Here is a 23,293-nt window from a genome sequence, read left to right as displayed (position 1 = left end):
GTGCCGAAGCGGTGCGGCTTTTCCGCAACAGGATGAGAAGCCGGCAAATGGCAAAGGTCGGACACGCAGGGATTGCGCCCGACCCTTGAACTGGAGGTTTTGGCCCGGATTACAGGCGGTACATGATCGAGTCGTTCCAGAAGCGATCGAGGCGCTGCAGGAGCTTGTTCATCTGGGTGAACTCGTCCGAGCCGATACCGCCGACTTTCTGGATCGAGCCGACGTGGCGCTCGTAGAGCTTGGCGACGGTTTCGGCGATTTCCTGGCCGTCTTCCGTCAGGCTGATACGAACCGAGCGGCGGTCGACGCGGGAGCGCTGGTGGTTGATCAGGCCAAGGTCGACGAGCTTCTTGACGTTGTAGGAGACGTTCGAGCCGAGGTAGTAGCCGCGGGAGCGAAGTTCGCCGGCGGTCAGTTCCGAGTTGCCGATATTGAAGAGCAACAGGGCCTGGACGGCGTTGACGTCGCTGCGACCTTCACGGTCGAATTCGTCCTTGATGACGTCGAGCAGACGGCGGTGCAGACGCTCGACGAGGTGGAGGGATTCCATGTAGAGACCGCGGATGGTTTCTTCCTGAGGGTCTCGGGGCTGAGCCGCCTGCGGCTTCATCTTCGTGTTCATTTGACTGCCTCACTGTTTTGTTTGGCGGTGTCTGTTTGTCTTCCCGCCTTGAGTGAGACCCTATCGAATACGTCTAAAATTCTACTTAAACCGCAGCCTTAACAAGAGCTTGCCATTTGACGAGCCTGTCTCAGGGTGAATCAACTCTTACCTGCTTGGCCTGCCGCCAGCGCTGAAAGAGGAGTGCCGCCCGGAAAAGAACGAAGGTTACGGCAACCGCCACATGCAGCACGACCAGCAGCGGACGGGCGCCGAAACTGGCCGGATAGAACTCATACATGGCAATCTCGATCGCCGCTGCGACCACCCAGACCACAGGCCCCCAGGAGACGAGCAACCAGAGGCCGAGCGCCGCAACGGGATAGACGACGGCGAGCGCCGTCGCAGCCGCGCGCCACTCCGGCGACAACAGATCGAAGCGTCCGGCGCCACTATGGGAAAAGCCGATCAGCATGGCCCAGTAGTTAAGTGCGAACCAGATGCACGAGGCAGAGACCAGACGCAGGAAGATACCGAAGAGGATCTCGGTCAGCGATGGTTTCAGCACATGGGCAGAATCATGAAGCATGGCCGGCAAGATAGGGCGGGTCTTCCTCATCCGCCAGCGGGATCGCAGTTTCCCCTCCCCTGCCGCTCTCTTTTTGAACAGAAGAAATGCCGCAGCCCGTTCGCCGGGCGCACGGTTCCCAATTGCCGCCGCCCCATGATAAAGCGCTTGGCTAACGACGATTTTGACTGGAAAGGCGTGGGCGCGATGAACGACAGGACAAATCTTGTGGACAGGATCACCGGCCACCGCCGCATGCGCCGCAACCGCAAGGCCGACTGGACGCGGCGACTGGTGCAGGAAAACCGCCTGACCGTCGACGATCTGATCTGGCCGATCTTCATCGTACCGGGCAACAACATCGTGCAGCCGATAGATGCGATGCCCGGCGTCAACCGCATGAGCATCGACAAGGCGGTCGAAGCGGTCAAGGAAGCGGCCGATCTCGGCATTCCGGCGATTGCGACCTTCCCGAACATCGATATGGGGCTGCGCGACGAGACCGGCTCCAACAGCCTTGCCGCCGACAACCTGATCAATCAGGCGACGCGTGCCTTCAAGAAAGCGGTGCCCGAGATCGGCATCATCACCGACGTCGCTCTCGATCCCTTCACCAGCCACGGCCATGACGGCATCCTTCGCGACGGCGAGATCGTCAACGACGAAACCGTCGAGATGATCGCAAGGGCAGCGGTCGCGCAGGCGGATGCCGGCTCCGACATCATCGCCCCCTCGGACATGATGGACGGCCGCATCGGCGCAATCCGCCAGGCGCTTGATGCCGCCGGGCACCAGAATGTCGGCATCATGTCCTATGCGACAAAGTTCGCGTCCGGATTCTACGGCCCCTATCGCGAGGCGATCGGCACCGGCGGACTGCTGAAGGGCGACAAGAAGACTTATTACATCGACCCGGCCAACGGCACCGAAGCGATGCGCGATGCTGCCCTCGACGTCGAGGAAGGCGCCGACATGCTGATGGTGAAGCCCGGCCTGCCCTATCTCGACATCTGCTGGCGCATGAAGGAGGCCTTCGGACTGCCCGTCTTCGCCTACCAAGTCTCCGGCGAATACTCGCAAGTCAAAGCCGCCGCCGCCAACGGCTGGATCGACGGTGAGAAGGTGATGTTGGAAACGCTGCTAGCCTTCAAGCGCGCCGGCTGCGACGGCATCCTCAGCTATTTCGCCGTCGAAGTAGCCCGCATCCTTGCCAAGGGCCGTTAAGCGCAAGCGTCTGCTGCAGCAAGGCAAACTTCTACAGCGACCTTTGCGCGTCTGATAGGACGCGCGGCGCTGTCGTGAGCCTCCAATCCTTGTTTTGCGGGCATCACCATCCCATATCCTGCATGCAACCAAGCGAGGCTTAGACGGATGACCATGCACAACGATGAACTGAGGCTGCCGAGCAATGACTGGCGCGCCTATCAGGGCGTGCTGTCGCGGCGCATCTTTGCCTTCCTGCTCGATTACGCCATCATCGCGCTTCTGTGGATCCCGGCGGCGGTCGTCGTCTTCTTCCTGGGCATCCTGACGCTCGGCCTCGGCTTCATGCTTTACCCGGCGCTCTTTGCGATTGTCGCCATGCTCTATTTCGGCCTCACGGTCGGCGGCCGCGAGCAAGCCTCCCCCGGCATGCGCATGATGGGGCTGGCAATTGCCCGCACCGACGGGCGGCCGATGGACTTCCTGACCGCCATCGTCCACCTCGTCATCTTCTGGATCGCCAACGCTCTGCTGACGCCTCTGATCCTGCTGATCGGCCTCTTTACCGACCGCAGCCGCCTGCTGCACGACCTCCTGATTGGCACCGTCACGGTCCGCCGTGACATGTACTGACCAGAGCGCAGCCCATTGTCGGCAACGCTAAAATAACTGGGCGGCGGAGGCGGAAGCTGCAAACGAGTGAGTTGACGTTTTCCATTCTTCCGCCATGCTATTGTCATGAACAACCGCGCGCAGAGTGACCTCCGCACTCGATGAACACACAGACCACACCGTCTCCGCAATTCTACCTGACTGCGCCGGCAGCCTGCCCTTATCTGCCGAACGAGATGGAGCGAAAAGTCTTCACCCACATGGTGGGCGAACGTGCGCCGGAACTCAACGATCTCCTGACACAGGGCGGCTTCCGCCGGTCGCAGAACATCGCCTACCGCCCAGCCTGCGAGACCTGTCGCGCCTGCATTTCGGTGCGCATTCTTGCCAACGAGTTCAAGCCCACGCGCTCCATGCGCCGGGTGCTTGCCACCAATCAGGATGTGATCTCGGCAGAGTATCCGGCTGAGCCTTCCAGCGAACAGTACAACCTCTTCCGCCGCTATCTCGACCGCCGGCATCAGAAGGGCGGGATGTCGGACATGTCGGTGCTCGACTACGCAATGATGGTCGAAGATACGCACGTGCACACGAAGATCATCGAGTACCGCCTGCGGGTCGAAGGCGACGGCATCAGCGCGAAAGCACGCGGGCCGCTCATCGCAGCAGCGCTGACCGATCGCATGGGCGACGGTCTTTCGATGGTCTACTCCTACTTCGACCCGGCGCGTGAGGACCGCTCGCTGGGCACTTTCATGATTCTCGACCACATTCGTCGCGCCCGCGAGCGCGGCCTTCCCCACGTCTATCTTGGCTATTGGGTCAAGGGATCGCGGAAGATGGGGTACAAAACAAAGTTTTTGCCGCAAGAACACCTTATGGCCCGTGGCTGGGAACGCTATGAAGGCGGAGACACCACCTTGGAAGCCGCTCCTACGAAAACGGGTTAGACATTGAGTTCATCTTCTGATGCCGCGATGCACCGGCGCGGCCTTGCCATCACCGGCCTCGGTGGCCTTGCCCTTTCCTTCGACATCCCGCTCATCCGCTCCGCCGGTGGCGACGTCTGGTCGCTGCTGGCGGTGCGCAGCCTGTCGACGTTCGTCATCGCGCTCGGCGCCTGGTTCGTGATCAACCGCGTGTTCGGCCGGAAGATTTCTCTGATGCCGGGCAAGACCGGGCTCGTCGTCGGCCTGTTCTACGGCATCAATTCCTGCACGTTCCTGCTCGCCGTCTTCAACACATCGACGGCGAATGTGGTCTTCATCCTCGCCTTCACCTCGATGTTTGCCGCCATTTTATCCTGGATCTTCCTGAAGGAACGACCATCGAACGCCACGCTCGTGACGATGCTGGTCATGGTATTCGGCGTCGGATTGATCGTCCAGGACGGGTTGGAAAGCGGCCACCTCTTCGGCGATGTGATGGCAGCATCCTCCGCCTTCCTGCTTGCCAGCGCGATCACGATCAGCCGCGCAAGCAAGCGCGACATGGCGTTGGTGCCGCTGGTCACGGCGATCTTCCCGGCAGCGGTCGCCCTGTTGATGCTGTCCCCTTCGGGATTCACGATTGCGGAACCCGGCTATATCTTCTTCAACGGTCTGGTGATGATCCCACTCGCCTTCTTCTGCCTAGCAACGGGACCGCGTTACCTCTCGGCGCCGGAAGTGGGCATGTTCTACCTGCTGGAAACGATCCTCGCCCCGATCTGGGTCTGGCTGGTCTTTGCCGAAACCCCGACAACGCAGACCTTGATGGGTGGCGCGATCCTGATCTTCGCGCTCATTGGCCATTCGCTCTGGCAGATGCGCAGCAGAGCGCTGAGGGCCGCGGTGGCCTGCGCCGAGTAGCCCTACCGATCAATTTTCACGGCGAGGACCGGTCGGCCGGGGACGGCGCGACTTCTGCTCGGTTTCGCTGCGGCGGTCGCGAATCGGCGTCCGCTCGGGTACAGGCTCCGGCGCAGCGGAGGCCAGCCGGGTTTCCGGCATCTGCACACGCATCGCCCAAAGCTCGCGATTGGTGTTGATCCAGGTCGCCGCCTCGCTCAAAGGCGCCGGATTTCCGCTTAAGGATTCGCCTTCGCGGCGCCGCAGGCGCGTGATGAGGCCCGCTGCCTCAAGGAGTGCGATGTGCTTCTCCAATTCTTCGCCTCGCACCGCAACGGCCGAGGCGATATCGGCGACACGCGCCTCACCGGCAAAGAGGATCTCGAAGATCCGCCGGCGTACCGGGCTGGCGAGCGCCAGGAGAATTTCGTCGAGGGCATTGGCGTTCGGCATCGTATCCATCCTGTTGGATGGGCAGTCATCCACGATACGCCGGCACATACAAGCGCCGCTTTTCGCTCGGGTTCGACTGTATTTCCAATACCTTAACGCGCGAATTCAATGCCCCGGATTGGGACACCAGCCATGCGGCTCATCGGCCGCACGGCTGGTATTTTGTGGTCAGCCGCTGAACTTTCCGCTGCGCGGGAAGCCCTTCGGAACGACGCGGCCGGCCGATGCGCGATCGGCCTGCCATTCGATCAGCTCATCCTTCGTCTTGGTAAAGACGCGGCCGGCGCTGTCTTCCCAGATGAGCCCTTCTGCGATCGTGAAGCAACGAATATCGGAGATGCCGCCATCCTTGTAACGCTGCAGCCGGACGCCCTTGCCACGCGCCATCTCGGGGATCTGGACGAGCGGGAAGACGAGCATCTTGCGGTTCTCGCCAACGACGGCAACGTGATCACCCTTGACCGGCACGACCAGCTTGGTTTCGTCCGGCATCGAGACGTTCATCACCTGCTTGCCCTTGCGGGTGTTGGCGACGATATCGCTTTCCGTCACGACGAAACCGTTGCCGGCAGCCGACGAGACAATGAGCTTGCGCGCCGGATCGTGGACGAAGGCGGTGAGGACGTCCTGGTCGTTCTCCATGTCGACGATGATGCGCAGCGGCTCGCCATGGCCGCGACCGCCAGGCAGCTTGTCGCCGCCGAGCGTGTAGACCTTTCCGCCGGTCGTGAACACCAGGATCTTGTCGGTCGTCTGCGCCGGGAACGCCACCTTGAGCGCGTCGCCCTCCTTGAACTGGAGTGACGACGTGTCGGAGATGTGGCCCTTCAGCGCCCGGATCCAGCCCTTTTCCGAGATGACGACGGTGATCGGTTCCTTCTCGATCATCGCTTGCTGGATCGCCTCGACGTCAGCCTCCGGTGCATCCGCGAAGGTGCTGCGGCGCTTGCCGATTTCGGTTGCCTTGGCAAACTTCTTTTTGACCTCGCCGATCTCCCAGGCGACGGTCTGCCACTGCTTCTCTTCCGACGCGAGCAGCGCTTCGATCTCGGCCTTCTCCTTCGACAGGGCGTCGAATTCGGTGCGGATCTCGAACTCTTCGAGCCGGCGCAAGGAGCGCAGGCGCATGTTGAGGATCGACTCGGCCTGCAGGTCGGTGAGCGAGAACCGCTCCATCATGACCGGCTTCGGCTCGTCTTCTTCGCGGATGATGCGAATGACTTCGTCGATATTCAGATAGGCGACGAGATAGCCGCCGAGGATTTCGAGCCGGCGGTCAATGGCCGCCAGGCGATGGCGGGACCGGCGCTGCAACACCTCGCGGCGATGCGCCAGCCACTCCGAGAGCACCTCGTTGAGCGCCATGACCCGCGGCACGCGCCCCATGGACAGCACGTTCATGTTCAGCGAGATGCGGCTCTCAAGCTCGGTCAGCTTGAACAGCGACTCCATCAGGATGCCGGCATCGACCGAGCGGCTCTTCGGCACGAGAACGATGCGAACGTCTTCCGCGGATTCGTCGCGAATGTCTTCGAGCAGAGGCAGCTTGCGCGCAACCAGAAGCTCGGCAATCTTTTCGATCAGGCGCGACTTCTGAACCTGATAGGGAATCTCGGTGACGACGATCTGGTAACCGCCACGGCCGAGATCCTCCTGGGCCCAGCGGGCGCGGACACGGAAACCGCCTCGGCCGGTGCGGTAGGATTCGGCCATGCTTTCGCGGCTTTCGACGATCACGCCGCCGGTCGGGAAATCGGGACCTTCAATGCCGCCCTTCTGCGGATTGGCCGGATCGTAAAGCAGATCCTCGACGGTCGCTTCCGGATGGCGGATGAGGTGCAGCGCAGCATCGCACAGTTCATGCGCGTTGTGTGGCGGGATCGAGGTCGCCATGCCGACCGCGATGCCGGTTGCGCCGTTTGCGAGCAGGTTCGGGAAGGCCCCGGGAAGCACGGTCGGCTCCTGGTCCTCCTCGTTGTAGGTGGGGCGGAAATCCACCGCGTCCTGGTCGATCCCGTCGAGAAGGAGCGAACAGACGTCCGTCATCTTCGCTTCGGTGTAGCGCATCGCCGCGGCGTTATCGCCATCGATGTTGCCGAAGTTGCCCTGGCCGTCGACGAGCGGGTAGCGGATTGCAAATTCCTGGGACAGGCGCACCAGCGCATCATAGATCGAGGCGTCGCCGTGCGGGTGGAACTTACCCATGACGTCGCCGACGATGCGGGCGCATTTCTTGAACGACGAGTTGGGTCTGAGGCCCATTTCGCTCATCGCATGCACGATACGGCGATGCACGGGCTTCAACCCGTCGCGGACGTCCGGAAGCGCGCGGTGCATGATGGTCGACAAGGCATAGGCAAGATAACGCTCTTCCAGCGCCGCCTTGAGGTCAACCGGCTGAATATTGTCGTCCCCGCCTGACGGGGGATTAAGGCTTTGTCCCATAGGTCCTTGCTAGCGCAACAAACCCGGAACAGCAAGGTTTTCAGGGGATGCGATTGTGGAGAACCCCTTGCCCGCCAACAGTTGGCACGTGAAGCGATCCGCTTGCTCCGGCGCAATGTTCGTGTAACGGTCGGGCGGCTATGCGTCGGAGGCGAGCACTTGGTAACATCCCGGAAAGCATGCCCGACCAGGAACATGCGCGGTTTGGCCAAGCGAATATAATTTCGCCCTGTTTCGTAATAGCTTCGGCTGCAGTTGATTTGGACGATTTGTGAGGGGGATTGCAAGACACGAACTGGCCGCCGAAAACTTCCGGATGTCGCCGTTCGCTCCCAGTTGACGCCCTCTGCGGAGACAAACCAGATTAGCCACGCCTCATCTTCGAAACAGCTACACAATCAAAGATTTTACGAAGGAACTCGACAATGATGCACACGCGCAAGATCCGCCTGATGATGGCGAGCGCCGCGCTCCTCACGCTTGCCAGCCCGGCCTTCGCACTCGACGGCGCAGATCTGATGAAGAAGCTCGACGCGGCAACGAACGCGAACGGCACTTCCATCACCTATGACAAGGCCGAAGTGGACGGCGACAAGGTGACGGTGACCGGCGTGCAGTTGAAAGTCGCCAGCCAGCCGGGCGAACCGACGAACCTGAAGATCGGTGATCTGACCTTCGAAGGCGTCGAGGAAACTGAAGGTGGCGGCTACTACGCCGAAACCGTTTCGTTCCCTGACGTCAATGTCAGCCAGGACGAAGGAAGCATTTCGGTCAAGGACATCCTGCTTTCCGGCCTGACGATCCCCGCCAATGCCAACGGTGGAACGATCAACGACATTCTCCTCTACGAAAGCGCCAGCACCGGCCCGATCGCCCTCAACGCCAAGGGCAAGGAAGTCTTCTCGCTCGAAAGCACCGAAGCGAACCTGGCACGCCAGGAAAATGACGCCGGCTTCGACTTCGACGCGACCGCCTCCGGCATCAAGGCCGACCTGTCGACCGTCGAGGACGCCAAGACCAAGGAGGCGATCGAAAAGCTCGGCCTCACCACGATCGACGGCGCCTTGACGATGAAAGGCAGCTGGGAGGTCGAAAGCGGCAATGTCGCACTCGAAGAATATGCCCTCGACTTCAAGAACGTCGGTCGGCTGAACTTCGCCCTCGACATCTCCGGCTACACGCTCGCCTTCGTCAAATCGATGCAGGAAGCGATGAAGGCCGCCGAAGCCAATCCGAACAAGGAAGAGGCGAACCAGGCCATGGGCCTTGCCATGATGGGCCTGATGCAGCAGCTGACCTTCAACAGCGCCGAAGTCCGCTTCGACGATGCCTCGATCACCAAGAAGGCGCTCGACTATGCCGGTTCGCAGCAGGGCGTTTCGGGTGAGCAGATGGCTCAGTCGCTGAAGGGCCTGGTGCCGATCATGATGGCGCAGCTCAATGTACCGGAACTGCAGAACCAGGTGTCGGCCGCCGTCAACGCCTATCTCGATGGACCCAAGAGCCTGACGATCAGCGCCGCACCGGAAAAGCCGGTTCCGTTCCCGATGATCATGGGCGCTGCCATGGGCGCACCGAACACCATTCCGTCGGTGCTCGGCGTCAAGGTGACCGCGAACGACTGATCGTCGCCGCTTGCTCGCGGCATCAGCCGACCGCTAGGGGCAACCGACCTTACCACGAGCTTTGCGCGCCCACCGGGCGCGCAAACTTTAGCGGCTCCCGCGGCTGAGCCTACCCGATTTGCCGTGGCCCGCAGGACCTCCGGTCCAGCTTCATTCAAGCAGATCTGTATTTTGCATCCGCCGGCCCTCCACAGAACAAGGGCCGTTTCTACTTGCGGCCATGCGAACGGTCGGCACCGTGCTTCTTGAAGGCGCGCGCATCGGTTGCAGTGGCCGTTACTTTCGGAGCACGTTGTTCATGGCGGCAAGAAAATTTCGCCGCCGGGCGATAGCGTTTTTCATCAAAATCGTGCATGCCACACTCAGGCGACCGAGAATCCGACGTCCAGCGAACTTGAGAGCATTTAAGCCTCGAAGGGGAATTCTCGGACTCTGTGTAAGAAATACAAATATACGCCTGAATATCATCTTCACGTTACGGCAGATCGGACGTAAATGCTCGCCTGGCTCCAGCAATCTGTAAATTTCAGGGAAGAATTGCTGGAGGGGAAATTTGCCCCCGTCCGTGCCGATTACTATTCGGGTCCGCCAGGTAAGCCGCTAAGGCTCCTGCTTCAGGCGCGGACGGATTTCCTGTCGATCTGGCGCGCCAGCGACTATACCGAAAACGTCTCGCAGACCCGGATCCTCGGCCGGCAGATCATCGTCGTCAACTCGCCCGATCTGATCCGACAGGTGGTCGTCAAGCGACACGAGAACTTTGAGCGCAAGAGCCCGCAGATGCGCCGGGCGCTCGAGTTTCTGCTCGGAGACGGGTTGTTCATCTCGGATGGAGACACCTGGAAGCAGCGCCGGCCGCTGGTGGCCGACATCGTCCACGCCAAGAGAGTGCCGTCCTTCGGTCCTGTCATGGAGAAGACGACCAGCGAACTCGTCGAGCGCTGGAACCAGATGCCCGACGGGGCCGAGGTCAACGCACTGCACGAAATGGCGGGCCTGACCGCCGAGATCATTGCACGCAGCGTCTTCGGCAACCAGCTCGGAGACGACAGTGCGGCCGCTGTGACCGAGGGCTTCACCAGCTACCAATCGTTGGTCGATTCCATCAACATCGGCTATTTTCTCGGCTTCGACGACGGGCTTCCTGTCCTGCGCACCCCGAGCCTGCGCCGCTCGGTCAAGCGCATCCATGGGACCATCGACAAGGTGGTGGAGGATCACCTAGCCGGGCGCGGCGACCACAATTCGATGGTCGAACTGCTCATCCGGCGGCAGCAGCGAAATCCGGAGCTGAAGCTCGACCTCGTCGCCTTGCGCAACGAGGCCGCGACCATCTTCATGGCCGGTCACGAGACGACGGCAGCCACACTTACCTGGACCTGGTATCTGCTTTCGAAAGCAGGCTGGATCGAGAAGGCCGTGCACGACGAGATCGCCAGGGTCTGCGGCGACCGGACGCCGACGATCGACGACGTACCCCAGCTCGAATGGTGCCGCGCCGTCATCGAAGAAACGCTTCGCCTTTACCCGCCGGTTCCGATCCTGGCGCGACAGACGCGCGAGGCGGACATGATCGGCGACGTTGCCGCCGAGCCGGGCTCGCTCGTCCTGATCGTGCCATGGCTCTTGCACCGCACGGAAAGTCTGTTCGAAGACCCACACCACTTCCATCCGGAGCGGTTCACCGAAGGCCGTCGCCCGACGCCCTACAGCTTCATTCCCTTCGCCAGTGGTCCGCGCGTCTGCCCGGGCCTGCATTTCGGTCTGACGGAAGCGATCCTCTGCCTGGCGATCATCGCTCAGCGCTACCGGGTTCGCCTGCGCGAACGCCACGCGGTCGAGCCGATCTGCCGGCTGACGCTCAGACCGAAGGGCGGGCTTCCGGTCACTTTACACAGGCGAGAAGGCAAGCCGCATGGCGCCGGATAATCCTGGCCGCAGGGGACCGATTGCCAAGCGCAAAGCCTGGACTTTCGCGGAAGAGCATGCGCCGCGTCTTGCCGACGCATTTGCAGGCGGTGACCGGTCCCGGGCCTTCCGGCGCTATTGGATCTCCGACAATCTGTGGAACCTTGCCAATCTCACTGCCCATTTCGGCATGAAACTCCTGCCGATGGATGCATGCTCACGCCTGGGCGCCGCGCTCGGTCTTTTCGTGGTGCCGCGCTTTCATAAGGTCGCCACGCAGCGCGCCCGGGATACGATCAAACATCTGCGTCCGGACCTGAGCTCCGAGGAACAGGAAGCCTTGTTTCTCGAAAACTGCCAGGCCCAGGGACAGCTGATGACGGAGTTTTCCGTTATCAACAGATTGCAGCGACATGGCGAGAGGTTGCGGACCGACGGCCTTGCTCCGATCCGCGACGTGGCGAAAGACGGCCCCGTCATCCTCGTCGGGCTTCATCTCGGAAATTGGGAAGTCGGGACGATCGCGCTCCGCAGTCTCGGTCTCCAGCCTCATGCCTTCTACGTTCCACCCAAGAGCCGTGCCAAAGCATGGATCGCCGAGCGCGTCCGCAGCAAGGCCGGATTGCGGTTTCTGCCGCCGGGCATGGAAGGAATTCGACCGGCGATCAAGATCCTGAGGAGCGGCGGCGTCGTCAGTATGTTCTGCGACGAAGGCTTTGGCGGCATGATCCGCGGACCGTTGTTCGATCGCAAGCCGCATCAGGAAGGCAATCTCGCGCTTGCCATTCGCCTGGCGCGCATGACGGGTGCCACGATCTGTCCCTGGTACGGCTTGCGCGCCGACGGTTTCCGTTTCGAATGCCAGGCGCTGGAGCCCATCCGGCTTCCGGTTTCAGACGATCCGAACGCCCGCCTCGTGGACGATATGCTGCTGTTGAACGACGCGATCGAGCCCGTCGTTCGTGCGCATCTCGACCAATGGTATTTCCTGGACAACGCGCTTCGGCCGGAATGACGCCTCACGGTTTTCCGCCCTCTTGGCTTCCATGATATGATCAGCGCTTGATGCCTTCAGACCCCGGCCTATTTACATTGGGCGGGGATCCGAGGTCCCCGCATTCCTGACCGATAAAACGGAAGGAGGAGCCCATGGGACTGAAGCATGCGGATATCACCGCTATCCTTGGCCCGGTCGACGAGACACTGATGGCCGAGTTGCTTGCGACGGGCGCCACGGCCGGCGAACTCGCCGAGGCTATTGCCTGGGTCAACAACGACGAGGCGCTGATCGGCGAAGGCCGCCACCTGCCGGCCGGCCGGGTTGCGGCGTTGATCGATATCCTGACGCCGGACAATGACGAGGAACGGGACTTCGCGACCTAGCCGATCAGGCGGCGAGGCTGCGCTAGTGTTTTCGATTGCATGCAAGGTTGCCCCCGCGCGGCGGGCGGCGGGAGCATCAGGCCACGTGTTTTGTGTTGAGGGAGGTCAACGATGGCAGCCAAGGAAGTCAAGTTCAGTAGCGATGCCCGCGACCGTATGCTGCGTGGCGTCGATATCCTCGCCGATGCCGTGAAGGTGACGCTCGGCCCGAAGGGGCGGAACGTGGTGATCGACAAGGCCTTCGGTGCGCCGCGTGTCACCAAGGATGGCGTCTCGGTTGCCAAGGAGATCGAGCTCGAAGACAAGTTCGAGAACATGGGGGCGCAGATGCTGCGCATGGTGGCGTCACGCACCAGCGATGTTGCCGGCGACGGAACGACGACGGCCACGGTGCTTGCTCAAGCGATAGTCCGGGAAGGCGTCAAGGCAATCGCCTCGGGTATGAACCCGATGGACCTCAAGCGCGGCATCGACCTCGCCGTCGAGGCGATCGTGGCACAACTGAAGATCCATGCCCGCAAGATTTCCAACAACGAGGAAATCGCCCAGGTCGGCACGATCTCCGCCAACGGCGACAAGGAAATCGGCAACTATCTGGCACAGGCGATGGAGCGCGTCGGCAACGAGGGTGTGATCACCGTCGAGGAGGCCAAGACCGCCGAGATCGAACTTGAGATCGTCGAGGGCATGCAGTTCGACCGCGGCTATCTCTCCCCCTATTTCATTACCGACCAGGAGAAGATGCGCGTCGAATTTGAGGACCCGTACATTCTCATCCACGAGAAGAAACTCTCCAACCTCCAGGCCATGATCCCGATTCTCGAATCGGTCATCCAGGCGAGCCGTCCCTTGCTGATCATCGCCGAGGATGTGGAGGGCGAAGCGCTTGCCACGCTCGTCGTCAACAAGCTGCGCGGCGGTCTCAAGATCGCAGCCGTCAAGGCCCCCGGCTTTGGAGATCGGCGCAAGGCCATCCTCGAGGACATCGCCATCCTGACGGGCGGCACGGTCATTTCCGAGGATCTCGGCATCAAGCTTGAAAACGTGACGCTCGACACGCTCGGGCACGCCAAGCGGGTGATGGTCGAGAAGGAAAACACCACGATCGTCGATGGCGCCGGAACGAAGGCGGATATCGGCGGACGTGTCAGCCAGATCAAGGCACAGATCGAGGAAACGACCTCCGACTATGATCGGGAAAAGCTTCAGGAACGGCTCGCCAAACTCGCCGGCGGCGTTGCGGTGATCCGGGTTGGCGGCTCGACCGAAGTCGAAGTGAAGGAAAAGAAGGACCGGGTCGACGATGCCCTGCATGCGACGCGAGCCGCGGTAGAGGAAGGCATTCTGCCCGGCGGCGGCGTCGCGCTGCTGAGGGTCGTCCACGCGCTCGACGGGCTCAAGGCCGCCAATGACGATCAGCGCGTCGGCATCGAGATCGTTCGGCGGGCGCTCGAGGCGCCGGCGCGCCAGATCGCCGAGAATGCTGGCGCTGAAGGTTCGGTGATCGTTGGAAAGCTGCGGGAGAACAGTGACTTTGCCCACGGCTGGAACGCCCAGACCGGAGAGTACGGCGATCTGTTCCGCATGGGTGTCATCGACCCCGCAAAGGTGGTGCGCGCGGCGCTGCAGGATGCGGCTTCCGTCGCCGGCCTGCTGGTGACGACCGAGGCCATGATCGCCGAAAAACCGAAAAAGGACGGACCGACGCCGCCGTCTGGTGCTGGAATGGACTTCTGACGGCCGCCAGACGCTCATTCTCGCATGGCGAACGTGACCGTCGAGGGCATTGGGGCCAGTTCAGCCGCGCCGTTCTACGGCAAGCACTGAACCCAGATCACAGGCAGACCATGAAAAAAGCCCGGCGAGACGATCGCCGGGCTTTCGTTTTTGACAGGTCTCTTCGACCTCAATCCTTCTTCTGCGGGATCGGGCGAAGCGCCAGTTCACGCAGCTGGGCCGGCGTCGCCTCGGAGGGCGCCCCCATCAGGAGGTCGACCGCCTGCTGGTTCATCGGGAAAATCGAGATCTCGCGCAGGTTCTTGGCGCCGACGAGCAGCATGACGATGCGGTCGATGCCGAAGGCCATGCCGCCATGCGGCGGTGCGCCATACTGGAAGGCGCGGTAGAGGCCGCCGAACTGGTCTTCGACCTCCTGCTGCGATTTGCCGGTCAACTCGAACGCCTTGACCATGACTTCCGGAAGCTGGTTACGGATCGAGCCGGAGGCGATTTCGAAGCCGTTGCAGACCATGTCGTACTGGTAGGCCTTGATCGACAGCGGATCTTCGCCGTTGAGCGCTTCAAGGCCGCCCTGCGGCATCGAGAAGGGGTTGTGGGCGAAATCGATCTTCTTCTCGTCTTCCAGCCATTCGTAGAACGGGAAGTCGACGATCCAGCAGAATTCGTAGCGGTCGCGGTCGACGAGGTTCAGTTCCTCGCCGGCGCGGGTACGGGCTTCGCCAGCGAACTTGTAGAACTTGGCGGGATCGCCGGCGACAAAGAAGCAGGCGTCGCCGTCATCAAGGCCAAGCTGCGTGCGGATCGCATCGGTGCGCTCCTCGCCGATGTTCTTGGCAAGCGGACCGGCGCCTTCGAGCTTCTCGCCTTCCTTGCGCCAGAAGATGTAGCCGAGACCCGGCTGACCCTGGCTCTGCGCCCAGGCGTTCATGCGGTCGCAGAAGGCACGCGAGCCACCGGTCTTGGCCGGGATCGCCCAGACTTCAACCTTCGGGTTCGAGGCGATCATGTTCGCGAAAACCTTGAAGCCGGAGCCAGCGAAGTGTTCGGTGACCGCCTGCATCTCGATCGGGTTGCGCAAATCCGGCTTGTCGGAACCATACTTGCGGATCGCCGTGTCGTAAGGAATGCGCGGGAACTTTTCCGTCACCGGCTTGCCGCCGGCAAACTCGACGAAGATGTCCCGGATCACCGGCTCCATCGTCGACCACACGTCTTCCTGCTCGACGAAACTCATTTCCAGGTCGAGCTGGTAGAATTCGCCCGGCAGGCGGTCGGCGCGCGGGTCTTCGTCGCGGAAGCACGGCGCGATCTGGAAGTAACGGTCAAAGCCAGCAACCATCAGGAGCTGCTTGTACTGCTGCGGCGCCTGCGGCAGGGCATAGAAGCTGCCGGGGTGGATACGCGACGGAACCAGGAAGTCGCGCGCGCCTTCCGGCGACGACGCGGTCAGGATCGGGGTCGTGTACTCGGTAAAGCCGACTTCGCCCATGTGGCGGCGCATCGACGAGATGATCTGGGTGCGCTTGACGATGTTTTTGTGCAGCGTGTCGCGGCGCAGATCGAGGAAGCGGTACTTGAGACGCACGTCTTCCGGATAGTCAGGCTCGCCGAAGACCGGCAGCGGCAGTTCCTTGGCAGCCGAGAGAACCTCGATTTCCTGGGCGTAGAGCTCGATTTCGCCTGTTGGCATGCCCTTGTTGACGGTGTCGTCGGTGCGTGCCTTGACGAGACCATCGATGCGGATCACCCATTCGCCACGAACGGTTTCCGCGACCTTGAAGGCCGGGCTGTCCGGGTCGGCGACCACCTGGGTCAGGCCGTAGTGATCGCGCAGGTCGATGAAGAGCACGCCGCCATGGTCACGGACACGGTGGACCCAGCCCGAAAGGCGAACGGTGGAGCCGACGTCCGACTTGCGGAGGGCGGCACAGGTGTGGCTGCGGTAACGATGCATCGTTTTATCCCGGAATTGCGAAAGAGCCGCGCAGGCTCGTGGGACACGGCGCGCGGCACATGGTCAAAATCGGGCGGAAAAGCGCATGATGCGCCGGCTTTGTCAAGCCGCGCGACCCGCCGCCGCCCCAGATGGAGATGCGTTCTAAACCAAGGAAACGGCCAGTCCAAGGCCGCTTGAGACAGAAGCAGGCCGAAATGCCGCGAAAAGAACGGCAATCGTCACAATTCGGGGCTGTCCGGCCACGGAATGCGGGGCTACACATTGGAAGGCCCACAGTGATCCCCCGAGTCGCGGCCGCTTTCCCGGATATCGCCTGCCCCATGTCTCAGATTCGCCCGCTCATCCCCCTCCTCGTCACCGCAGGCATCCTCATCGGCGGCAATGGCCTGCAGGGCACCTTCATCTCGCTTCGTGCGTTGGAGGAAGGTTTCTCGACATCCCTGATCGGCGTCGTCGGGGCCGGCTACAATATCGGTTTCGCGCTCGGCTGCGTCTATGTCACCCGCATGCTGCGCGCCATCGGCCACATCCGCACCTTCTCAGCCATGGCGGCAATTGCCTCCGCTGCGGCCATTTCGATGGTGCTCGTCATCAATCCGCTGATGTGGTTTCTGATGCGGCTGCTTGCCGGCATCTGCTTCGCCTGCCTGTTTGCGACCGTCGAAAGCTGGCTGAACGCCAGCGTCACCAACGCCAACCGGGCGCGTACGCTTTCCGTCTATCGCCTCGTCGACCTTGGGTCGGTGACGGCGGCGCAATATGTCATCCCCGGCATCGGCCTCGAGGGCTTCGAACTCTTCGCCATCATCTCCATGGCACTGACACTGTCGCTCGTGCCGATCTCTTTTGCCGACCGGTCGAGCCCGGTAGCGCCCGAAGCGATCCGCTTCGACGTCAAGGCGCTCTGGAACATTTCGCCGCTCGCGACCGTGGGCTGCATCGTCGTCGGCCTTACCAACGCCGCCTTCCGCTCGCTCGGGCCCATCTATGCCCAGGGCATCGGCCTTTCGGTGACGGCGATCGCCACCTTCATGAGCGCCGGCATCATCGGCGGCGTCGTGCTGCAATATCCGCTCGGCCATTACTCGGACCGGATCGACCGCCGGCTGATCATCCTGATCGCCACCTTTGGCTCGCTGCTCGCCGGCCTGTTCCTGGCCTTCGGCGCCGGCAACGACGAATGGCTGAACTTTGCCGGCATCTTCCTCTTCGGCGCCTTCGCGATGCCGCTCTATTCGCTCTGTTCGGCCCATGCCAACGACCATGCCGCCGAAGGTCAGCACGCGCTCGTTTCCGCCGGCATGCTGTTCTTCTGGTCGCTCGGCGCGATCATCGGGCCTCTTTTTGCGTCCTTCCTGCTCGACATCTTCGGGCCGCAGGCGCTGTTCATCTACACGGCGGCGATCCTCTTCCTGTTCATGCTCTACACCCTGCAGCGCATGACGGCGCGTGGGCCAGTGCCCGCCGGAGAGCGGGCGATGCCGTTCCGCAACCTTTTGCGCACCTCGTCCTTCTTCAACAAGCTCGCCGCCGGCAACAACCACAAGCGCAAGGATGGCTGAGCCTGCGGCAAGATGCGCGCAGTTCGGATAATTGCTGAACCCCACAATCAGGTTTAGAACCGGCGGCAACTTGAACAGCAGCCGAGATTGCCGAAATGCCTGTCATCAGCCGCCGCACTTTTCTTCAAGGCTCCGCTGCTCTGGGAGGTGCCTTTGCGCTCGGCGCCGGCATGGCGGCCCGCGCCGGGGCCGCGCCGGATCCGCAGATCCTGACGGCACGCCTCACCGAAGCGCAGATCGCCAGGGATGGCGTGACGCCGAAGGTGATGACCTACGGTTTGGGCGGGGCTGAGAACAGCGGCGTGCCGCCCGTCCTGCGCATGCGCAAGGGTGAGCCTTACGCCGCACGCCTCATCAACCGGCTCGACGAGCCGACGACGGTGCACTGGCACGGCCTCAGGATCGCCAACGCCATGGATGGCGTTCCCGAGCTGACGCAGCCCTATGTCTATCCCGGCGACCAATTCGACTATCTCTTCACGCCGCCGGACGCCGGTACCTTCTGGTACCATCCGCACTGCAACACGCTGACCCAAATGGGCGCCGGTCTCACCGGCGTGATCGTCGTCGAGAACCCCGAGGATCCGGTGTTCGATGCCGAGATCGTGCTCAACCTCCGCGACTGGCGGCTTGGCACGGGCGGCGCCTTCATCGATCCGTTCAAGCCGCGTGATGCCGCGCGCGGCGGGACCTATGGCACGGTGCGCACCGCCAACTGGCAGCAGGAACCGACTTACGACGCACCGGCCGGCGGGCTCATTCGCGTGCGCATCGCCGCGACCGACGTTACCCGCATCTACACGATCGGCCTCGATGGCGCTGAGGCGATGGTGATCGCGCTCGACGGCAACCCGGTCGACAAACCCTTTTCCCTCGATCGCTACGACTTCGGCCCAGGCCAGCGTGTCGACCTAACGTTGCGCATGCCCGATGGCGAGGGCCAGACCGTTTCCCTCGGCAATTTCCGCGGATCGCATCCCTGGACCATCGCACGCTTCCGGGCGATCGGCGCGTCGCTGAAACGCGACCTTAGGGATGTCGCCCCCCTGCCCGCCAACCCGATCGCCGAGGCGGATCTCTCCGTCGCGACCCGTGTGCCGATCGAGCTGACGGCGACGGCCGAGCACAAGGCGGCGCCTTCGATCTGCGGCTCTCTCGGTTATACGTTCTGGGCGATCAACAAGGTGCCGTGGCCGGGCGACACGCCCGATCCGATCGCGCCGATCGAGGAAATGAAGCTCGGCAAGAGCTATGTGCTGCAGATTGCCAACCGGACGCCGCATGCGCATCCGATCCATCTGCATGGCTTGAGCTTCCGCATCCTCAATTCCAACAAACGGACCTTCCTGCCGCCGCCCACCGATACGATCCTGCTTTTGCCCGACGAACAGGCGGAAGTGGCGCTAGTCGCGGACAATCCGGGCGACTGGGTCATCCATTGCCACATCATCGAGCATCAGAAGACCGGCATGACGGGTTATTTCAAGATCGTCTGAGAATTTCGATTGTGACAGATGCCGCGAAGAGCTACACGAAAATCTAAGCCGCATTTTTGCCACAGTGATTTAAATCTGATGATTGAAACAACCACAGACCTTGAGGCCGCCTGCGAGCAGCTGGCCCGTTCAAATTATATTACGATTGACACCGAATTCCTGCGCGAGACGACCTTCTGGCCGGAGCTCTGCCTGATCCAGATGGCGAGTCCGGATCTCGCCGTCATTGTCGACCCGATGGCCAAAGGCATCGACCTTTCGCCCTTCTTCGCGCTGATGGCCAATCCTGAAGTCATCAAGGTATTCCATGCCGCGCGTCAGGACATCGAGATCATCTTCCATCTCGGCAACCTCATTCCGCACCCGATCTTCGACACACAGGTCGCGGCCATGGTTTGCGGCTTCGGCGATAGCGTCTCCTATGACCAGCTCGTCAACCGCGTGACCGGCACGCAGATCGACAAGTCCTCACGCTTTACCGACTGGAGCCGCCGGCCGCTGACCGACAAGCAGCTCGACTATGCGCTCGCCGACGTCACGCATCTGCGCGACATCTACAAGTACCTGGCCGCAGAGCTGGAACGCGAGGGGCGCTCGTTGTGGCTGACCGAGGAGATGGCGATCCTCGAGGCGCGCGACACCTATGACCTGCATCCGGACGACGCCTGGCAGCGTCTCAAGATGCGCGTCAAGAAGCCGATCGAACTCGCCGTCCTCAAGACCGTCGCTGCCTGGCGCGAACGCGAGGCGCGCGCCCGCAACGTGCCGCGCGGCCGCATCCTGAAAGACGACGCCATCTACGAGATTGCCCAGCAGCAGCCGAAGGACGCGGAAGCCCTGGCACGGCTTAGGACCGTTCCCAAGGGCTGGGAACGCTCCAGCGCCGGAACTGCGGTCATCGAGGCGGTCAACGAGGCGCTCGCGATCCCGAAGGCCGATCTGCCGAAGCTACCGCGCCAAAACCATACGCCGGAAGGCGCCGCTGCCGCAGGCGAAATGCTCAAGGTTCTTTTGAAGCTCATCGCCGAAAAGCAGGGCGTGGCCGCGAAGATCATCGCCAACAGCGACGATCTCGACAGGATCGCCGCCGAGGGCGAGAAGGCCGATGTCGGCGCGCTCAAGGGCTGGCGGCGCGAACTCTTCGGTGAAACCGCGCTGAAGCTCATCAACGGCGAAGTGGCTCTTCGTTTCGTCGACAAGAAGATCGAGACGGTGGAGCTCGGCAGCTAGATCACCTTTGCGACAGGTGGCAATGGTATCGGGCGGAGTCAAGTTTCCGCCCGAATCCGGCTCTAGCTGAAAGCCGGGCGGAACAGAATCACCATCGTCTCGAACGAAGGTGACCAGGCGTGGCAGCGCGGCAACGTTACGTGCCGACTGACACGTATGCCGCTTCTTCCGTACCGGGGCTTCCTATGCGTTGGCGCTTCTCCACTTTCGAAGGACTTCTGCTGCTGCTCGTCATCGCGGGCGCAGGGGCAGTTTACGCATGGGTTTTCTATGGAAAGGGCGCCCTGATCGGCGCCACCTATGCGCTCTTTATGTGCCTGCCGATCATTGCTTTCGAGAGGCGCATCATCTTCCGCCGCCTCAATCGGCGGATCCACGCCTTCTCGACGCCTGTCTTCTTTGTCGCCTCGCTTGTGATCTACTTCGTGCTTCTCGATGTCGGCTACGCGGCGGCCGGCCTCATCATGCAGGCGAGCGGCGTTATGGAGGACAACTGGATGGAGGCGATGACGCCATCCAAGACGGTCCTGCTCTTCGCGCTGGGCATCTCGGGTTCGCTCGTCTTCATCCTTAGGGTTCGCGAGCTATTGGGCCGCGATGTCTTTCTGAGCCTGCTGACGGGCCGTTACCGCAATCCGGTCCAGGAAGAGCGCGTCTTCCTGTTCGTCGACCTCGCCGGCTCGACCAGCTACGCCGAGAAACACGGTGACCTTAGGATGCAGGAATATCTCGGCCGGCTGTTCGCAACGATTGCCGACCCGGTGCTGCGCTATCGCGGGTCGATAGACGACTATGTGGGCGATGCTGCCGTCATCACCTGGCCCTTCGACCGCGCCACCAACAATGCGGCCTGCGTTCATTGCGTCTTCGACATCCTGGAAATTATCGATGCGGAGGCGCACCGCTGGCAGAAGGACTTCGGCGAGGTCCCGCGCCTGCGCGCAGCCCTTCATGGCGGCACCATCGTCGCTGCCGAAATCGGCCTCGACAGGCACAAGATTACCTATTTCGGCGATACGGTGAACACCACCGCCCGGCTGGAAGGCTTTTGCAAGACACTCGGCCACCAGGTGCTGATCTCCACCGACCTCGCCCGCAAGATGCGTCTGCCGCACTATGTCCGGGTCGAGGATCTCGGCGAGCACGCTGTCAAGGGCCGTGGGCAGAAGCTCGGTGTTCTGGCGCTGCGTGTCGGAGGCTCGACACCTGCCCTTGCGCCCAGTGCGGCGGAATAGTCATCGTCGGACGATAACCGCCTCAGCCGTGCAGTTTTGCGCCCTTGGTGATCTTGTCGACCACCTTCTTGTCCGCATGGATGGCGATGCCGGCGACCGCCGCATCATCCGGGCTGGTCTCGGCGAAAACCGCGCGATTGGCGCTGTCGTGGCCTGTGGCGAACATGGCGTCGACATAGATCGAGGCTCGTACTTCTCTTTCGATCGCACGCCGTTGAATGTTGCCGAGCGTCTTCCCATCTGCGGCGAGCACGATGATCGGCTGGACGCTCAGGGCGTTGTAGACGTTGCCGGCGCCATCGCGATAATCTTCACCGATGATGTCGGGGTTCTGCCCGGCAATACCGGTGGCGAGGAAAGCGGTGACGTTCAGCTTCTGCCAGGTTGCCAGGTCTTCGCGCAATACGATCGCAAATTTGGTATCGAACATGACGGTCATCTCCATTTCAGCCCGACAGGGCGTGCCGGAAGACGCATTATCGGACGATGCCGTGCTTGATCTTGAACGATTGTGCGGCTCGCCCGGCGATGGCATCCGGGTCGCTCCCGCAGTCGATGGCATCGAACGCATAGAGGCACGGCTGCACGGGAAATTCTTCGAGCCGCACCGCCACGACACCTATGCGATCGGCGTGACGCTGGGTGGCGTCCAGACGTTCCAGTACCGCGGTGAAAGCCGTTTCAGCAGGCCCGGAAGCATCATCATCCTCCACCCGGACGAGGTCCACGATGGCGGCGCGGGAACGGAGATGGGACTACGCTACAGGATGATGTATCTGCAGCCGGAACGCTTGCTCGCCGCGCTCGGCGAAACGGCGCGCGCCCTGCCCTTCGTCGCAGCACCTGTCGTGGGTGACGAGGCTCTGCGGCAGGCGGTCGGAGAAGCCGTCATGGATCTCGACAATGGCATCGACGAGTTGGCGCTTGACGACATCCTCGTTCGGATCGCGGAGGGCCTCTACCGGCATGCCGGCGCCAAGGACATCAAGCCCGGAAAGGCCGACAAGCAAGCCGTTCTGGAGGCAACCGAATACCTTCGCGCCAATCTCGAACGGTCCGTCGGTTCGCAGGAACTCGAGGCCGTCAGCGGGCTCGATCGCTTCACGCTGGCGAGGCAGTTCCGCAAAGTTCTCGGCACAAGCCCGCACCGCTATCTCCTGATGCGCCGGTTGGAGCGCGCCCGGCAGATGATTGCCAGGGGAGAAAATCTTGCAGGTGCCGCGCTCGAAACCGGCTTTGCCGACCAGGCGCACTTCACCCGCCATTTCAAGCGCGCCTATGGCATCACGCCTGGACGCTGGGCGACCCTCGCAGCTACGGGTTGAGCCTGTCACCAAAGCTTCATCCCCCTGTCAGGTAAGCATCACCCAACCGTCATCAAAGCCGCCTATCGGATGGCCGTCTACAGCGCCGCGCGTCTCACCAGACGCGCCAACCCATGGTGAC

General features: G+C 62.1%; 20 protein-coding genes and 1 pseudogene. 14 read left to right on the top strand and 7 right to left on the bottom strand.

Annotation, left to right across the window (positions count from 1 at the left end; translation table 11 throughout):
- Positions 1-109: 109 nt before the first annotated feature.
- Together ldtR and V7S54_RS18500 are read right to left on the bottom strand one after the other, a co-directional pair.
- A complete protein-coding gene (ldtR, locus tag V7S54_RS18505; RefSeq protein WP_065374541.1) occupies positions 110-622 on the bottom strand; it encodes a transcriptional regulator LdtR in 513 nt (170 codons plus the stop codon).
- Between the two features lie 130 nt (positions 623-752).
- Positions 753-1,190 (bottom strand): DUF6163 family protein, encoded by a 438-nt coding sequence (locus V7S54_RS18500; protein WP_065374540.1) that lies wholly within the window; start codon positions 1,188-1,190, stop codon positions 753-755.
- Positions 1,191-1,376: 186 nt separating this feature from the next.
- Here V7S54_RS18500 and hemB point away from each other — a divergent pair, with 186 nt between their 5' ends.
- From hemB to V7S54_RS18480, 4 genes are all read left to right on the top strand, one after another.
- Entirely contained in the window at positions 1,377-2,393 is a 1,017-nt protein-coding gene (gene hemB / locus V7S54_RS18495; RefSeq protein ID WP_065374539.1) for a porphobilinogen synthase, read from the top strand.
- A 147-nt stretch (positions 2,394-2,540) separates the two neighbouring features.
- Positions 2,541-3,005, top strand: coding sequence for an RDD family protein (locus tag V7S54_RS18490; RefSeq protein ID WP_065374538.1), 465 nt, complete (start codon positions 2,541-2,543; stop codon positions 3,003-3,005).
- Between the two features lie 140 nt (positions 3,006-3,145).
- The gene (locus tag V7S54_RS18485; protein ID WP_065374537.1) at positions 3,146-3,934 is read left to right on the top strand and encodes an arginyltransferase; all 789 of its coding nucleotides are present in this window, start codon (positions 3,146-3,148) and stop codon (positions 3,932-3,934) included.
- A gap of 3 nt (positions 3,935-3,937) precedes the next feature.
- Positions 3,938-4,834: a DMT family transporter gene (locus tag V7S54_RS18480; RefSeq protein WP_065374536.1), complete on the top strand. Its 897-nt coding sequence runs from the start codon at positions 3,938-3,940 to the stop codon at positions 4,832-4,834.
- A 105-nt stretch (positions 4,835-4,939) separates the two neighbouring features.
- Here the strand turns inward: V7S54_RS18480 and V7S54_RS18475 are convergent.
- A pseudogene (locus tag V7S54_RS18475) lies at positions 4,940-5,266 on the bottom strand (helix-turn-helix domain-containing protein); the annotation flags it as partial.
- Between the two features lie 168 nt (positions 5,267-5,434).
- Positions 5,435-7,711: a DNA topoisomerase IV subunit A gene (gene parC, locus V7S54_RS18470; RefSeq protein ID WP_065374534.1), complete on the bottom strand. Its 2,277-nt coding sequence runs from the start codon at positions 7,709-7,711 to the stop codon at positions 5,435-5,437.
- A 425-nt stretch (positions 7,712-8,136) separates the two neighbouring features.
- On the opposite strand from parC, the gene V7S54_RS18465 reads away from it, so the two are divergent.
- On the top strand, positions 8,137-9,336 hold the full coding sequence (locus V7S54_RS18465) for a hypothetical protein (protein ID WP_065374533.1): 1,200 nt from the start codon (positions 8,137-8,139) through the stop codon (positions 9,334-9,336).
- Positions 9,337-9,544: 208 nt separating this feature from the next.
- Here the strand turns inward: V7S54_RS18465 and V7S54_RS18460 are convergent, their stop codons facing one another.
- On the bottom strand, positions 9,545-9,691 hold the full coding sequence (locus tag V7S54_RS18460; protein ID WP_336408664.1) for a hypothetical protein: 147 nt from the start codon (positions 9,689-9,691) through the stop codon (positions 9,545-9,547).
- A gap of 140 nt (positions 9,692-9,831) precedes the next feature.
- On the opposite strand from V7S54_RS18460, the gene V7S54_RS18455 reads away from it, so the two are divergent.
- The 4 genes from V7S54_RS18455 (at position 9,832) to groL (ending at position 14,364) form a co-directional block, all read left to right on the top strand.
- Complete coding sequence (locus V7S54_RS18455) at positions 9,832-11,265, top strand: cytochrome P450 (RefSeq protein WP_065374532.1); 1,434 nt, start codon at positions 9,832-9,834, stop codon at positions 11,263-11,265.
- Positions 11,252-12,259 carry a lysophospholipid acyltransferase family protein gene (locus tag V7S54_RS18450; protein WP_065374531.1) on the top strand — a complete coding sequence of 336 codons (1,008 nt, stop codon included), beginning with the start codon at positions 11,252-11,254 and terminating at the stop codon, positions 12,257-12,259. Before V7S54_RS18455 ends, V7S54_RS18450 begins: the two co-directional genes overlap by 14 nt.
- A 134-nt stretch (positions 12,260-12,393) precedes the next feature.
- Positions 12,394-12,627, top strand: a complete 234-nt coding sequence (locus tag V7S54_RS18445; protein WP_057252607.1) for a hypothetical protein — start codon at positions 12,394-12,396, stop codon at positions 12,625-12,627.
- 111 nt (positions 12,628-12,738) lie between these two features.
- Positions 12,739-14,364, top strand: coding sequence for a chaperonin GroEL (gene groL / locus V7S54_RS18440; protein ID WP_065374530.1), 1,626 nt, complete (start codon positions 12,739-12,741; stop codon positions 14,362-14,364).
- 169 nt (positions 14,365-14,533) lie between these two features.
- On the opposite strand, the gene aspS is transcribed toward groL, so the two are convergent.
- The gene (gene aspS / locus V7S54_RS18435; RefSeq protein ID WP_065374529.1) at positions 14,534-16,321 is read right to left on the bottom strand and encodes an aspartate--tRNA ligase; all 1,788 of its coding nucleotides are present in this window, start codon (positions 16,319-16,321) and stop codon (positions 14,534-14,536) included.
- Between the two features lie 323 nt (positions 16,322-16,644).
- Between aspS and V7S54_RS18430 the strand changes: the two genes are divergently transcribed.
- The 4 genes from V7S54_RS18430 (at position 16,645) to V7S54_RS18415 (ending at position 21,847) form a co-directional block, all read left to right on the top strand.
- A complete protein-coding gene (locus V7S54_RS18430) occupies positions 16,645-17,886 on the top strand; it encodes an MFS transporter (RefSeq protein ID WP_065374528.1) in 1,242 nt (413 codons plus the stop codon).
- A 95-nt stretch (positions 17,887-17,981) separates the two neighbouring features.
- Positions 17,982-19,382 (top strand): multicopper oxidase family protein, encoded by a 1,401-nt coding sequence (locus V7S54_RS18425; RefSeq protein WP_065374527.1) that lies wholly within the window; start codon positions 17,982-17,984, stop codon positions 19,380-19,382.
- A 78-nt stretch (positions 19,383-19,460) separates the two neighbouring features.
- A complete protein-coding gene (gene rnd, locus V7S54_RS18420; RefSeq protein ID WP_065374526.1) occupies positions 19,461-20,612 on the top strand; it encodes a ribonuclease D in 1,152 nt (383 codons plus the stop codon).
- Positions 20,613-20,797: 185 nt separating this feature from the next.
- Entirely contained in the window at positions 20,798-21,847 is a 1,050-nt protein-coding gene (locus tag V7S54_RS18415) for an adenylate/guanylate cyclase domain-containing protein (RefSeq protein WP_065374525.1), read from the top strand.
- Positions 21,848-21,869: 22 nt separating this feature from the next.
- On the opposite strand, the gene V7S54_RS18410 is transcribed toward V7S54_RS18415, so the two are convergent.
- Positions 21,870-22,277, bottom strand: a complete 408-nt coding sequence (locus V7S54_RS18410) for a DUF2000 family protein (protein ID WP_065374653.1) — start codon at positions 22,275-22,277, stop codon at positions 21,870-21,872.
- On the opposite strand from V7S54_RS18410, the gene V7S54_RS18405 reads away from it, so the two are divergent.
- Positions 22,276-23,172, top strand: a complete 897-nt coding sequence (locus V7S54_RS18405) for an AraC family transcriptional regulator (protein ID WP_083203641.1) — start codon at positions 22,276-22,278, stop codon at positions 23,170-23,172. The two genes, V7S54_RS18410 and V7S54_RS18405, sit on opposite strands and share 2 nt — an antisense overlap.
- Positions 23,173-23,293 lie beyond the last annotated feature (121 nt).

This window comes from Ensifer sp. CCNWLY38, assembly GCF_037120565.1.
Taxonomy (GTDB): Bacteria; Pseudomonadota; Alphaproteobacteria; order Rhizobiales; family Rhizobiaceae; genus Ensifer; species Ensifer adhaerens_H.
Note: the sequence above shows the minus strand (reverse complement) of the source record. Positions and strands in the feature narration are given on the sequence as shown.

Bases quoted from the DNA above. Each gene is read 5' to 3' on its own strand.
- groL (WP_065374530.1), top strand. From the start codon at position 12,739: ATGGCAGCCAAGGAAGTCAAGTTCAGTAGCGATGCCCGCGACCGTATG.
- V7S54_RS18465 (WP_065374533.1), top strand. From the start codon at position 8,137: ATGATGCACACGCGCAAGATCCGCCTGATGATGGCGAGCGCCGCGCTC.
- V7S54_RS18425 (WP_065374527.1), top strand. From the start codon at position 17,982: ATGCCTGTCATCAGCCGCCGCACTTTTCTTCAAGGCTCCGCTGCTCTG.
- V7S54_RS18490 (WP_065374538.1), top strand. From the start codon at position 2,541: ATGACCATGCACAACGATGAACTGAGGCTGCCGAGCAATGACTGGCGC.
- aspS (WP_065374529.1), bottom strand. From the start codon at position 16,321: ATGCATCGTTACCGCAGCCACACCTGTGCCGCCCTCCGCAAGTCGGAC.
- V7S54_RS18405 (WP_083203641.1), top strand. From the start codon at position 22,276: ATGACGGTCATCTCCATTTCAGCCCGACAGGGCGTGCCGGAAGACGCA.
- V7S54_RS18450 (WP_065374531.1), top strand. From the start codon at position 11,252: ATGGCGCCGGATAATCCTGGCCGCAGGGGACCGATTGCCAAGCGCAAA.
- hemB (WP_065374539.1), top strand. From the start codon at position 1,377: ATGAACGACAGGACAAATCTTGTGGACAGGATCACCGGCCACCGCCGC.
- V7S54_RS18445 (WP_057252607.1), top strand. From the start codon at position 12,394: ATGGGACTGAAGCATGCGGATATCACCGCTATCCTTGGCCCGGTCGAC.
- parC (WP_065374534.1), bottom strand. From the start codon at position 7,711: ATGGGACAAAGCCTTAATCCCCCGTCAGGCGGGGACGACAATATTCAG.
- V7S54_RS18455 (WP_065374532.1), top strand. From the start codon at position 9,832: ATGCTCGCCTGGCTCCAGCAATCTGTAAATTTCAGGGAAGAATTGCTG.
- ldtR (WP_065374541.1), bottom strand. From the start codon at position 622: ATGAACACGAAGATGAAGCCGCAGGCGGCTCAGCCCCGAGACCCTCAG.
- V7S54_RS18460 (WP_336408664.1), bottom strand. From the start codon at position 9,691: ATGCACGATTTTGATGAAAAACGCTATCGCCCGGCGGCGAAATTTTCT.
- V7S54_RS18410 (WP_065374653.1), bottom strand. From the start codon at position 22,277: ATGTTCGATACCAAATTTGCGATCGTATTGCGCGAAGACCTGGCAACC.
- V7S54_RS18430 (WP_065374528.1), top strand. From the start codon at position 16,645: ATGTCTCAGATTCGCCCGCTCATCCCCCTCCTCGTCACCGCAGGCATC.
- V7S54_RS18415 (WP_065374525.1), top strand. From the start codon at position 20,798: ATGCGTTGGCGCTTCTCCACTTTCGAAGGACTTCTGCTGCTGCTCGTC.
- rnd (WP_065374526.1), top strand. From the start codon at position 19,461: ATGATTGAAACAACCACAGACCTTGAGGCCGCCTGCGAGCAGCTGGCC.
- V7S54_RS18485 (WP_065374537.1), top strand. From the start codon at position 3,146: ATGAACACACAGACCACACCGTCTCCGCAATTCTACCTGACTGCGCCG.
- V7S54_RS18500 (WP_065374540.1), bottom strand. From the start codon at position 1,190: ATGCTTCATGATTCTGCCCATGTGCTGAAACCATCGCTGACCGAGATC.